The organism is Streptomyces sp. NBRC 110028, from assembly GCF_001417735.1.
Taxonomy (GTDB): domain Bacteria; phylum Actinomycetota; class Actinomycetes; order Streptomycetales; family Streptomycetaceae; genus Streptomyces.
In genome coordinates this window covers 607667-619764 of sequence record NZ_BBUZ01000024.1, presented here as the reverse complement: position 1 = coordinate 619764, position 12098 = coordinate 607667, and the positions used below count along the sequence as shown (strand labels likewise).

Genomic DNA, 12098 nt, shown 5'->3' with positions numbered 1-12098 from the left:
CGGGGAAAATAGGGGCATGGGACGCGGCAAGCTTCGGATCTACCTCGGCGCGGCGCCGGGCGTCGGCAAGACCTACGCGATGCTGTCCGAGGGGCACCGGCGGGCCGAGCGGGGCACGGACCTCGTGGTCGGCTTCGTGGAGCACCACGGCCGCCGCCGCACCGAGGTGATGATGGCCGGCCTGGAGGAGGTGCCGCGCCGGGAGCTGGAGTACCGGGGCGGCACGTTCACCGAAATGGACGTGGACGCGGTGCTCGCCCGCCGCCCCGGCGTCGCGCTCGTCGACGAACTGGCCCACACCAACGTCCCCGGCTCCCGCAACGCCAAGCGCTGGCAGGACGTCGAGGAGCTGCTGAAGGCCGGGATCGACGTCGTCTCCACCGTCAACATCCAGCACCTGGAGTCGCTGGGGGACGTCGTCGAGTCGATAACGGGCGTACGGCAGCGGGAGACCCTGCCCGACGAGGTGGTGCGCCGCGCCGACCAGATCGAGCTGGTCGACATGTCGCCCCAGGCGCTGCGCCGCCGGATGGCGCACGGCAACATCTACGCGTCCGACAAGGTCGACGCCGCGCTGTCCAACTACTTCCGGCCCGGGAACCTCACCGCGCTGCGCGAGCTGGCCCTGCTGTGGACCGCCGACCGGGTCGACGAATACCTCCAGCAGTACCGCGACGAGCACAGCATCCGCTCCACCTGGCAGGCGCGCGAGCGCATCGTCGTCGGGCTCACCGGCGGCCCCGAGGGGCGCACGCTCATCCGGCGCGCCTCCCGGATGGCGGCCAAGGGCTCCGGCAGCGAGATCCTGGCCGTCTACATCGCCCGCAGCGACGGACTCACCTCGGCCTCCCCGAAGGAGCTGGCGGTCCAGCGCACCCTGGTCGAGGATCTGGGCGGCACCTTCCACCACGTCATCGGGGAGGACATCCCCGGAGCGCTGCTGGAGTTCGCGCGCGGTGTCAACGCCACCCAGATCGTGCTCGGCTCCAGCCGCCGCAAGGCGTGGCAATACGTCTTCGGGCCGGGGGTGGGCGCGACCGTCGCCCGGGACTCCGGGCCCGACCTGGACGTGCACATCGTCACCCACGAGGAGGTCGCCAAGGGGCGCGGACTGCCCGTCGCGCGCGGGGCCCGGCTCGGCCGCGCCCGGCTGATCGCGGGCTGGCTGGTGGGGATCGCCGGGCCCGCCCTGCTCACCCTGGTGCTCACCGGCACGGGCGCCACGCTCACCGCGGACGCCGGTCCCGGCTTCGCCAACGAGGTGCTGCTGTTCCTCTTCCTCAACGTGCTGGCGGCCCTGCTGGGCGGAATGCTGCCCGCCCTCGCCTCGGCGGCCGTCGGATCGCTGCTGCTCAACTACTACTTCACCCCGCCCACCCACACCTGGACCATCGCCGATCCCGAGAACATCGTCGCCATAGTGATCTTCGTGGCGGTGGCGGTCAGCGTCGCCTCCGTCGTCGACCTGGCCGCGCGCCGCACCCACCAGGCCGCGCGGTTGCGCGCCGAGTCCGAGGTGCTGTCCTTCCTCGCGGGCAGCGTGCTGCGCGGGGAGACCAGCCTGGAGGCGCTGCTGGAGCGGGTCCGCGAGACGTTCGGCATGGACACGGTGGCCCTGCTGGAACGGGAGGGCGATGTCGCGCCCTGGACGTGCGCCGGCAGCGTCGGCGGCACCGCGGGCGCAACCCCGCCGGAGCGGCCCGAGGACGCGGACGTGGACATGCCGGTCGGCGACCACATGGCGCTCGCGCTGTCCGGCCGGGTACTGCCCGCCGAGGACCGCCGGGTGCTGGCCGCCTTCGCCGCCCAGGCCGCCGTCGTGCTGGACCGGCAGCGGCTGGTGGGGGAGGCGGAGCGGGCCCGCGGGCTGGCCGAGGGCAACCGCATCCGCACCGCCCTGCTCGCCGCCGTCAGCCACGATCTGCGCACCCCGCTCGCGGCCATCAAGGCGGCCGTGTCGTCCCTGCGCGCGGACGACGTGGCCTGGTCGGCGGAGGACGAGGCCGAGCTGCTGGCGGGCATCGAGGACGGCGCCGACCGCCTCGACCACCTGGTCGGCAACCTGCTCGACATGTCCCGGCTGCAGACCGGCACCGTCGCCCCCCTCATCCGGGAGATCGACCTGGACGAGGTGGTGCCGATGGCGCTCGTCGGCGTGCCCGAGAGCGACGTCACCCTGGAGATCCCCGAGGACCTGCCGATGGTCGAGGTCGACCCGGGGCTGCTGGAGCGCAGCGTCGCCAACATCGTCGAGAACGCGGTGAAGTACAGCCCGCGGGACCGGCCCGTGCTGGTCTCCGCCAGCGCCCTCGGCGAGCGGGTCGAGTTGCGCGTCGCCGACCGGGGCCCCGGTGTGCCGGACGCCGCGAAGGACCGTATCTTCGAACCCTTCCAGCGCTACGGGGACGCCCCGCGCGGCTCCGGGGTCGGTCTCGGACTCGCCGTCGCCCGCGGCTTCGTGGAGACGATGGGCGGATCGCTGGCCGCCGAGGACACGCCGGGAGGCGGGATGACCATGGTGCTGACCCTGCGGGCCGCCCCCGGCAGCCCGGCGCACGACCCACACGGCACAACGGAAAGGCAGGCCGTCAGATGAACCGGGTGCTCGTGGTGGACGACGAGCCGCAGATCGTACGGGCCCTCGTGATCAACCTGAAGGCGCGCAAGTACGAGGTCGACGCCGCCGGGGACGGTGCGACCGCCCTGAAGCTCGCCGCCACCCGCCACCCCGATGTGGTCGTGCTGGACCTGGGCCTGCCCGATATGGACGGAGTGGAAGTGATCAGGGGGTTGCGGGGCTGGACCCGCGTCCCGATCCTCGTCCTCTCGGCCCGCCAGACCTCCGACGAGAAGGTCGAGGCCCTGGACGCGGGGGCGGATGACTACGTCACCAAGCCGTTCGGCATGGACGAGCTGCTGGCCCGGCTGCGCGCCGCCGTGCGGCGCGCCGAGCCGTCGGGGCCGTCGGACGCGGCCGTGATCGTCCAGACCGAGGGGTTCAGTGTCGACCTGGCCGCCAAGAAGGCGCACCGGGACGGCCGCGACGTGCGGCTGACGCCCACCGAATGGCATCTGCTGGAGGTGCTGGTGCGCAACGAGGGCCGCCTGGTCAGCCAGAAGCAACTGCTCCAGGAGGTCTGGGGACCGTCGTACGGCACCGAGACCAACTACCTGCGCGTCTATATGGCGCAGTTGCGCCGCAAGCTGGAGAACGACCCCGCGCATCCGCGGCACTTCATCACCGAGCCGGGGATGGGGTACCGCTTCGAGCGGTGAGCGGTGGAACGGGTGTCCGGCCGGAGGTCCGGGGGTTGCCCCCGGGGGACGCTGTATCACCGAGCCGGGGATGGGGTACCGCTTCGAGCGGTGAGGCGGGGGCTCACCGGTACGCTGACGGTATGAGTTCCGTACCCCAGCCCCTCGGGAAGCGTGACAAGCCGGTCGGCCGCTTCCGGCGGATGATCGACCGGCTGTCCAGCTCCCAGGAGGAGTTGCACTCCGCCGAGCTGCAGCAGGACGCGGAGGACGCGGGCTGCACGAAGATCGGCGACTGTGGCGACCGACAGATCGTCAAGGTGACGGGTACACTGCGCACGGTCACGCTGCGGCCGCGGGCCGGAGTGCCCGCGCTGGAGGCAGAGCTGTTCGACGGCACTGCCGCCCTCGACGTCGTGTGGCTGGGCCGCCGCTCCATCATCGGCATAGAACCGGGCCGCAAGCTGATCGCCACCGGCCGGATCTCCATGAGCCACGGGCGCCGGGTGCTGTTCAATCCGAAGTACGAACTCCGACCGCTCGGACAGGAGTAGCCGGTGACGTCTGATGACAAGACGACCCCGACCGATCACCAGGACGCCGCCGACGCGCGGAGCAGGGCGGCGGCGGACACCGCGCTCCTGGAGGCGTTCGGCGGGGTGCGGGGCATGGTGGACACCACCGTCCCCGGGCTGGTGTTCGTCCTGCTGTACACCATCAAGCGCGACATCCACCTGGCCGCGATCGCCGCGCTCGGCCTGACCGTGCTGCTGGGGCTGACCCGGCTGGCGCGCAAGGAGACGCTGAAACACGCCTTCAGCGGGGTCTTCGGGGTCGCGTTCGGCGCGATCTTCGCGATGATGTCCGGCGACGCCAAGAACTTCTACCTGCCGGGCATGCTCTACACGCTCGGCCTGGCGATCGCGTACGTCCTTTCGGCCATCTTCCGCTATCCGCTGATCGGCGTGCTGCTCGGGCCGATGCTCAAGGAGAACCTCTCCTGGCGCACCCGCAACCCCGGCCGGTTCCGCGCGTACACCCGGGCCACCTGGGCGTGGGGGCTGATCCTGCTCGCCAAGTCGGCGATCCTCTTCCCGCTCTACTGGTGGGGGGACGTCACCCAGCTCGGCTGGGTGAAGGTGGCGCTCGGCATTCCGCCGTTCCTGCTGTGCGTCTATCTGACGTGGATCTTCCTCGCCAAGGCCCCGCCGCCGATCGACGTCATCGCCGAGATGGAGGCCGAGGAGAAGGCGGAGCGGGAGCGCGAGCGCGCCAAGCGGGAGACCGCGCAGGCCGAGCGGATCGTCGAACCGCTGCTCTCGGAGTGGACCGACCAGATCGTGGACGAGGCCCGCGGCGAGTCGGCCGACCGCCGCCCGCCCCGGCACTGATCACCACGAAGCCCCGGGCTTCCCGTGAAGGGACGCCCGGGGCTTTCGCTTCGTTGCTAGCCCGCGTCGCTAGCCCGCGTCCTGGCGCTGGACCGACAGCAGCGCCTCCAGCTGCTCCTCGCGCGCCTGGGCCGCGACGAACAGCAACTCGTCGCCCGCCTCCAGGACGTCGTCCTTGTTCGGCGTCAGCACCCGGGTGCCCCGGATGATCGTGACCAGCGTGGTGTCCTCCGGCCACTCCACGTCGCCGACCCGGGTGCCGACCAGAGCCGCCTCCGGCGGCAGCGTCAGCTCCACCAGGTTCGCGTCGCCGTGGCTGAAACGCAGCAGCCGCACCAGATCACCGACGCTCACCGCCTCCTCGACCAGCGCCGACATCAGCCGTGGCGTGGAGACGGCGACATCGACGCCCCACGCCTCGTTGAACAGCCACTCGTTCTTGGGGTTGTTGACCCGGGCGACCACCCGCGGCACCGCGTACTCGGTCTTGGCCAGCAGGGACACGACCAGGTTGACCTTGTCGTCCCCGGTGGCCGCGATGACCACGTTGCATCGCTGCAGCGCCGCCTCGTCCAGCGAGGTGATCTCGCACGCGTCGGCCAGCAGCCATTCGGCCTGCGGCACCCGCTCCACCGAGATGGCGGTCGGCGCCTTGTCGATGAGGAGGACCTCGTGCCCGTTCTCCAGCAGCTCGCCCGCGATGGAGCGCCCCACGGCGCCCGCTCCGGCAATGGCAACCCTCATCGTGTCTCCTCGTTCGCCCCGCCGCGCCAGTGGCTGATGTCACTGCCGCCCGCACGGCGCAGAAGTGCGGCTTTCGCCGTAGGGTGCGGCCCGGCGGCCGTGCGTGCGTCGCTCACCGAGCACCCTCCTCAGGTCCCTCGTCGAAGGCCGCTTCGACCTTCTCGACCTCATCGGTGCGCATCATCACATGCACCAGGTCGCCCTCCTGGAGCACCGTCTGCGAGGTGGGCAGCATGGCCTCACCGAGCCGGGTCAGGAACGCCACCCGCACCCCGGTCTCCTCCTGCAGCTTGCTGACCTTGTGCCCCACCCACGCGGGGGAGGTGTGCACCTCGGCGAGCTGCACCCCGCCGCTCGGATCCCGCCACAGCGGCTCCGCGCCGGACGGCAGCAGCCGCCGCAGCATCTGGTCCGCGGTCCACCGCACGGTGGCCACGGTCGGGATGCCCAGGCGCTGGTAGACCTCGGCGCGGCGCGGGTCGTAGATCCGGGCGGCGACGTTCTCCACGCCGAACATCTCGCGGGCCACCCGGGCCGCGATGATGTTGGAGTTGTCGCCGCTGCTGACCGCCGCGAAGGCCCCGGCCTCCTCGATGCCCGCCTCGCGGAGCGTGTCCTGGTCGAATCCGACGCCGGTCACCCGGCGGCCGCCGAAGCCCGCGCCGAGGCGGCGGAAGGCGGTGGGGTCCTGGTCGACGACCGCGACCGTGTGTCCCTGCTGCTCCAGGGTCTGGGCGAGCGCCGCGCCCACCCGGCCACAGCCCATGATCACGATATGCATGCGTCTTACCCCGCACTCCTGATGACCGTGCTGACCTGCGCAAACACCCTGCTCACATCTTCCTTCCAGGACCTACGGGGTGACAGCGGGGCAAGGGGCCCCGATGCCGGTGCCGCACGGCGACGACAGGTCGTCCGCCACGGCGTCTGTTCCCACCGTATCCATACCCATGGGGCGATTCCCTGCCCGAGTGCACCCGGCCGGGAGGAAACACGGCGCGCCGGCGGTCCGGCGGCTACCGTGAAGGGACGTGAAGGGAGGGGGCGGGCGTCGGCGGCCGCGCCAGGGGGGCTCCCTCATCTTCGCCCAATATCCAGGACCTTCACTGAACCCTTACGGGAATGGACAATAGGGTCCGGGGAGTTCGAACTTTGTTACGCCCGTCGGACACTTGGTCACGGCGTGGCTAAGATGATCGCCGTATTCCGTTCCCGGACGGGACATCAGGGCACTGAATCGTTCCCTCCACGCCCGCGTTCTCTGCACGAGGTTCCTGATGACAGATCACATACCGGAGGCGGTGACCTGGTGCCTGGCCGGCGTCCTCCTTGTCGTTCTGGTGCTTCTGATGCGCCAGCGGCGGATCACCGCCGGAGTGCGCAGGCGTAACGCCACGCTCGAGGACAACCTGCGCTCCCGCGACGAGGAAGTGCGGCACCTGGTCGACGTCCGGCTCCCGGCGATCGCGGACGTGCTGAGCCAGCCCGCCCCGCTGCCCGGGCTGCGGGACGAGAAGCTGGCCGGGACCGCCTACGCGCAGAGCCTGCACGCGGTCATGGAGCACTTCGCGCGCGCGGTGGACAAGGCACAGTCGCGGGCCGACGCCTCCGCCAAGGCCGCGCTCAAGGCGTCGATGCGCGCCCTCCAGGGCCTCGCCAATGAACAGCAGGTGGCGATCTCGGAGATGCAGGACCGGCACGACAACCCCGACGTGCTGCGTGACCTGCTGGAGATCGACCACGCCAACGCGCAGTTCGGCCGCCGTGCCCAGGCCATCGCCGTGCTGTGCGGCTCCTGGCCCGGCCGTCAGCGCACCGCCTCCCCGATGACCGATGTGGTCCGGGGTGCCAAGTCGCGCATCCGCGACTACCGGCGGGTCCAGGTGCACGCCCTGATCGACATCGGCGTGGCGAGCCGCGCGGTGGAGCCCGTGGTGCTCGCGGTCGCCGAGCTGCTGGACAACGCCGCCCGGCACTCCCAGCCCAACACCAACGTCGAGGTCAGCCTGCAGCCGGTGCACAACGGCGCCTGCATCGTGATCGACGACGCCGGGGTCGGCATGGACGGCCTGGAGGTCCAGCGGGCCGCCGGGCTGCTGTCCGGCCAGCGCGCCGTGGACGTCTCGCGGCTGGGCGACCCGCCGCAGTTCGGCTTCGCCGTGGTGGGCCTGCTCGCCGCCCGGTACGGCTTCAGCGTCTCGGTGGACACCCGGTCCCCGTACGGCGGTGTGCGCGCCGTCCTGTTCCTCCCCAGCGCGCTGCTCACCCACATCGACGCGGAAGCGCCCGCCGCCGCGCCCGCGGCCCAGGGTGCGGGCGAGGCCGAGTTCGCCGCCCCGCTGCGTACCCTCCCGTCCCGCGCGAACCGCCGCAGGGCCGCGGCCCAGACCCCCGCCGCGCCCCAGACCCCCGCCGCGCCCCAGGCGCCCGCCCCGGCCCCGGCGGCGGCTCCCGCCCCGGCGCCCTCCGCGGGGCCCGGGCAGCCGCCGGCGGACGACGAGGCGACGCGCGTGTACGGGGAGACCGAGGGCGGGCTGCCCAAGCGCCGCCGCCGCAGGCCCACCGCCGCCCCACCGGCGGACGATTGGCCCACCGCACCCGGACCGGGATCCGGCGCCCCCGAAACCGACACGGGTCCGCACCGTATCCGCTCGGCCGAAGAGACCGCCAAGCGCATGGGCGCGTTCGCGCGCGGTACGCGCTCGGGCCGTGGCGTCACACCGGATGTCGCCCCTCACACTGAAGAAGGGAATCGCCAGGCATGAACGACCACATGAACAACGAGCTGGGCTGGATGCTCGACGAGGTGGTCAAGATGCCGGAGGCACGGCACGCGATCCTGCTCTCCGCCGACGGGATGCTGCGGGCGCACTCCAAGGGCATCGCGCGTGACGAGGCCGAGCGCCAGGCCGCCGCGCTCTCCGGACTGCAGTCGATCAGCCGCAGCACCTCCGAGTTCTGCGACCGTGACGAGACGCCCTGGCAGCAGACGCTGGTGGAGTTCGTGGGCGGCTACGTCTTCCTGATCGCCGCCGGCCCCGGCGCCTACCTGGCCGTCTCGGCCACCGAGAACGTGGACATGGAGGCGGTCAGCTACCGGATGCAGAAGCTGGTCGACCGGCTGGGCAAGGAGCTGACCAGCCCGCCGCGGCAGGGCGCGGCCTGGCAGGGGATCGGCAGCCCCGCATGAGTCCGGGCAGGCGCGAACGAGGATTGGTGCGGCCGTATGTCGTGACCGACGGCCGTGCCTACCCGAGCCGCAACACCTTCGACCTGGTGACCCTGGTCATGGCCCACCCCGACCGGCCGCTCGCCGGTCTCAGCCCGGAGAAACGGGCGGTCATGGAACTCTGCCTCGGCGGCGCGCTGTCGGTCGCCGAGGTCTCCGGCTATCTGGAGCTGCCGGTGAGCGTCACCAAGGTCCTGCTGGGCGATCTGGTCGACAGCGGCCACATCAGCACCCGTGCCCCCATCCCGCCCGCCGAACTCCCCGAGACCCAACTGCTCCAGGAGGTGCTCGATGGACTCCGCGCTCGCCTCTGACCGGGATGCGGTCTATCTGCCCCAGACCGTACGGACCGCGGCCAAGCTGCTGGTCGTCGGACACTTCGCGGTCGGTAAGACGACCTTCGTGGGCTCACTGTCCGAAATCCGCCCGCTGCGCACCGAAGAGACGATGACTCAGGCCGGCGCGCTCATCGACGACCTCGCGGGCATCGAGGAGAAGACGACCACCACCGTCGCCATGGACTTCGGCCGGCTCACCCTCAGCGAGTCCCTGGTCCTGTACCTCTTCGGCGCGCCCGGGCAGCAGCGCTTCACCCGGATGTGGAAGGACATGACGCGCGGCGCGCTGGGCGCGCTGGTGCTCGCCGACACCCGGCGGCTGGAGCAGTCCTTCCAGGTGATGGCCGTCCTGGAGGAGCAGGGGCTGCCGTACGCCGTCGCCGTCAACCACTTCGACGGAGCGCCCCGCTTCGCCGAGACGGAGGTCCGGGAGGCGCTCGATCTGCTGCCCGAGACCCCGCTGGTCACCTGTGACGCCAGGGACCGGACCTCCTCCACCCACGCGCTGATCGCCCTCGTCCAATATCTGCAGGCCCGCCACATCCGTAGCGCTCAGGAGAATGTGTGACCGACCGTTTCGCCGCCGCCGGACCCGTTCCACCACCGGTCTGCCCCGCTCGCACGGGCGCCACCGGAGTCGTGGGCAGCCGCGGCACGGTGCCGATGTACGGGCCCGACTTCGCCGCCGACCCGCACGCCGCCTACGAGCGGATGCGCACCGTCCACGGGCCGATCGCGCCGGTGGAGCTGTCGCCCGGGGTCTACGGCTCGCTCGTCACCAGCTATCAGCTCGGGCTCGAGGTCCTGCGCGACACCGAGCGGTTCGCCAAGGACCCGCGCGGCTGGCGGGCGGTGCACGACGGGACCGTCCGGCAGGACAGCCCGGTCGCCCCCATGATGATGTACCGGCCGAACGCCCTGTTCGCCGACGGCGAGGCACACGCCCGGCTGCGCGGGGCGATCACCGACAGCCTGGACCGGGTCGACCCGCACGCGCTCAGCGAGTACGTCGAGCGCAGCGCGGAGACGCTGATCGACGCCTTCGCCTCCCGGGGCGAGGCCGATCTGCTCATCGAGTACGCGTCGGTGCTCCCGCTGCTCGTCTTCAACCAGCTCTTCGGCGCGCTCGCCGCGGACGGCCCGAAGCTGGTCGAGACCATGATGAAGCTCTTCGACAGCGGCGAGGAAGCCGCCCAGGCCAACGAGGACCTGCTCCGCTGGATCTCGGGCCTGGTCGCGAGCAAGCGCCAGCAGCCCTCGGCCGACGTCACCTCCTGGCTGATCGCGCACCCCGCGCAGCTGGCCGACGACGAGCTGATGCAGCAGATCCTCCTGTTGATGGCGGCCGGCACCGACCCCGAGCAGAACCTGATCGCCAACTCGCTGCGCCTGCTGCTGTCGGACGACCGCTTCGCCGGTGAGCTGTCCGGCGGCAGCATGCCCGTGGAGGACGCCATCGACGAGGTCCTGTGGAACGACCCGCCGATGGCCAACTACGGCACCCGCTTCCCCCGTTACGACTGCGATGTCGCGGGCGTACGGCTGCGCAAGGGCGAGCCGGTGCTCGTCAGCTACGCCGCAGCCAACCACGAGGCCGCCATCGCCTCCGACCGGCGATCCGGCAACCGGGCCCATCTGGCGTGGAGCGCCGGTGCCCACCGCTGCCCCGCGGAGCGGCCCGCCCGAGTGATCGCCACCGTCGCCATCGAGCGACTCCTCGACCGTCTCCCGGACATGGAGCTGGCCGTCCCCGTCGAACAGCTGACGTGGCGGACCGGGCCCTTCCACCGCGCCCTGGCGTCCCTGCCGGTGCGCTTCCCCGCCCAATTGGCGACTCACGCCGAGCCATTCGCAGCCTCCGCACCCGCGTCAGCCCGATCCGACGAGAAACCTGGAGACACCGCATGGAATCCCGTCCCATCGTCCTCGATCCCACCGGCCGAGACATCGTCGGAGAGGCAGCCCGAGTCGCCGCAGGCGGCGAAGCGACGCTTGTTGAGCTTCCTCACGGCGTGGTGGCGTGGGCAATAAGCACCCAGAGCACGCTCAAACGGCTGCTGACCGACCCCCGCGTCTCCAAGGACCCCCGCCAGCACTGGCCGGCGTGGATCAACGGTGAGATCTCGCAGGAGTGGCCGCTGATCACCTGGGTCGCCGTGGAGAACATGTTCACCTCCTACGGCACCGACCACCGGCGGCTGCGCACCCTGATCTCCAAGGCGTTCACCGCGCGGCGCACCGCCGCCCTGCGGCCGCGCATCGAGGAGATGTGCGCCGACCTGCTGGACACGCTGGCCGCCACCGAATCGGGCGAGGTGGTCGACCTGCGCGACGCGTACGCGTACCCGGTGCCCATCCAGGTGATCTCCGAGCTGTTCGGGATGGACGACGAGCACCTGGTGGCGCGGATGCGCCGGGTCGTCGACAGCATCTTCCACACCTCCGCCACCCCGGAGGAGGTCACCGCCACCTACACCGAGCTGTACTCGGTTCTCGGCGAGCTGGTGGCCACCAAGCGCGAGAACCCGGGCGACGACCTGACCAGCGGGCTGCTCGCGGTGCGGGGGGAGGGGGACGACGCCAAGCTCAGCGAGAAGGAGCTGACCGACACCCTCGCCCTGTTCCTCTCGGCCGGTCACGAGACCACCGTCAATCTGCTGGACAACGCCATCCACGCGCTGCTCACCCGGCCCGAGCAGCTCGAACACGTCCGGGCGGGGCGGGCCACCTGGGAGGACGTGGTCGAGGAGACACTGCGGTACTCCGCCCCGGTCGCCAACCTGCCGCTGCGCTACGCCGTCGAGGACATCGAGCTGGACAGCGGCGTGGTGCTGCGCAAGGGCGACGCGATCGTCGCCGCCTACGCGGCCGCCGGGCGTGACCCTCAGGTGCACGGCGAGGACGCGGACCGGTTCGACGTGACCCGGAACCTCAAGAACCACCTCGCCTTCGGCCACGGCGTCCATCTGTGCGTCGGCGCGCCGCTGGCCCGGCTGGAGGCCATGATCGCGCTCCCGGCGCTGTTCGAGCGGTTCCCTCGACTCTCGCTCGCGGTCGGGCAGGACGCGCTGGAGCCGGTGGAATCCTTCATTTCCAACGGCCACCGCACCCTGCCGGTCCGGTTGTCCTGACCGCCGTGGC

12 protein-coding genes are annotated in these 12098 nt (G+C 71.5%); 10 read left to right on the top strand and 2 right to left on the bottom strand.

Annotation, left to right across the window (positions count from 1 at the left end):
• Positions 1 to 16 precede the first annotated feature (16 nt).
• The 4 genes from ASC60_RS11955 (at position 17) to ASC60_RS11940 (ending at position 4646) form a co-directional block, all read left to right on the top strand.
• A complete protein-coding gene (locus ASC60_RS11955) occupies positions 17 to 2596 on the top strand; it encodes a sensor histidine kinase KdpD (RefSeq protein WP_055549744.1) in 2580 nt (859 codons plus the stop codon).
• Entirely contained in the window at positions 2593 to 3276 is a 684-nt protein-coding gene (locus ASC60_RS11950) for a response regulator (protein WP_055549742.1), read from the top strand. Before ASC60_RS11955 ends, ASC60_RS11950 begins: the two co-directional genes overlap by 4 nt.
• 122 nt (positions 3277 to 3398) lie before the next feature.
• Entirely contained in the window at positions 3399 to 3809 is a 411-nt protein-coding gene (locus ASC60_RS11945; protein WP_079038330.1) for an OB-fold nucleic acid binding domain-containing protein, read from the top strand.
• Positions 3810 to 3812: 3 nt separating this feature from the next.
• A complete protein-coding gene (locus ASC60_RS11940) occupies positions 3813 to 4646 on the top strand; it encodes a DUF3159 domain-containing protein (RefSeq protein ID WP_055549740.1) in 834 nt (277 codons plus the stop codon).
• A gap of 69 nt (positions 4647 to 4715) precedes the next feature.
• Here ASC60_RS11940 and ASC60_RS11935 read toward each other — a convergent pair whose 3' ends face one another.
• Both ASC60_RS11935 and ASC60_RS11930 read right to left on the bottom strand, forming a co-directional pair.
• Positions 4716 to 5390: a TrkA family potassium uptake protein gene (locus ASC60_RS11935; protein ID WP_055549738.1), complete on the bottom strand. Its 675-nt coding sequence runs from the start codon at positions 5388 to 5390 to the stop codon at positions 4716 to 4718.
• 112 nt (positions 5391 to 5502) lie between these two features.
• Positions 5503 to 6171 carry a TrkA family potassium uptake protein gene (locus ASC60_RS11930; RefSeq protein ID WP_055549736.1) on the bottom strand — a complete coding sequence of 223 codons (669 nt, stop codon included), beginning with the start codon at positions 6169 to 6171 and terminating at the stop codon, positions 5503 to 5505.
• 496 nt (positions 6172 to 6667) lie between these two features.
• On the opposite strand from ASC60_RS11930, the gene ASC60_RS11925 reads away from it, so the two are divergent.
• Genes ASC60_RS11925 through ASC60_RS11905 form a run of 6 tightly spaced genes read left to right on the top strand, consistent with a single transcriptional unit; the run spans position 6668 to position 12088 of the window.
• Positions 6668 to 8155 (top strand): ATP-binding protein, encoded by a 1488-nt coding sequence (locus tag ASC60_RS11925; protein WP_055549734.1) that lies wholly within the window; start codon positions 6668 to 6670, stop codon positions 8153 to 8155.
• Positions 8152 to 8580, top strand: a complete 429-nt coding sequence (locus ASC60_RS11920; RefSeq protein WP_055549732.1) for a roadblock/LC7 domain-containing protein — start codon at positions 8152 to 8154, stop codon at positions 8578 to 8580. Before ASC60_RS11925 ends, ASC60_RS11920 begins: the two co-directional genes overlap by 4 nt.
• Positions 8577 to 8933: a DUF742 domain-containing protein gene (locus ASC60_RS11915; RefSeq protein WP_055549730.1), complete on the top strand. Its 357-nt coding sequence runs from the start codon at positions 8577 to 8579 to the stop codon at positions 8931 to 8933. The genes ASC60_RS11920 and ASC60_RS11915 overlap by 4 nt, the downstream gene beginning before the upstream one ends.
• Positions 8911 to 9525 (top strand): ATP/GTP-binding protein, encoded by a 615-nt coding sequence (locus tag ASC60_RS11910; RefSeq protein WP_055549728.1) that lies wholly within the window; start codon positions 8911 to 8913, stop codon positions 9523 to 9525. Before ASC60_RS11915 ends, ASC60_RS11910 begins: the two co-directional genes overlap by 23 nt.
• Positions 9522 to 10988 carry a cytochrome P450 gene (locus ASC60_RS42775; protein WP_234356902.1) on the top strand — a complete coding sequence of 489 codons (1467 nt, stop codon included), beginning with the start codon at positions 9522 to 9524 and terminating at the stop codon, positions 10986 to 10988. The genes ASC60_RS11910 and ASC60_RS42775 overlap by 4 nt, the downstream gene beginning before the upstream one ends.
• Positions 10970 to 12088, top strand: a complete 1119-nt coding sequence (locus ASC60_RS11905; protein ID WP_234356901.1) for a cytochrome P450 — start codon at positions 10970 to 10972, stop codon at positions 12086 to 12088. The genes ASC60_RS42775 and ASC60_RS11905 overlap by 19 nt, the downstream gene beginning before the upstream one ends.
• Positions 12089 to 12098 lie beyond the last annotated feature (10 nt).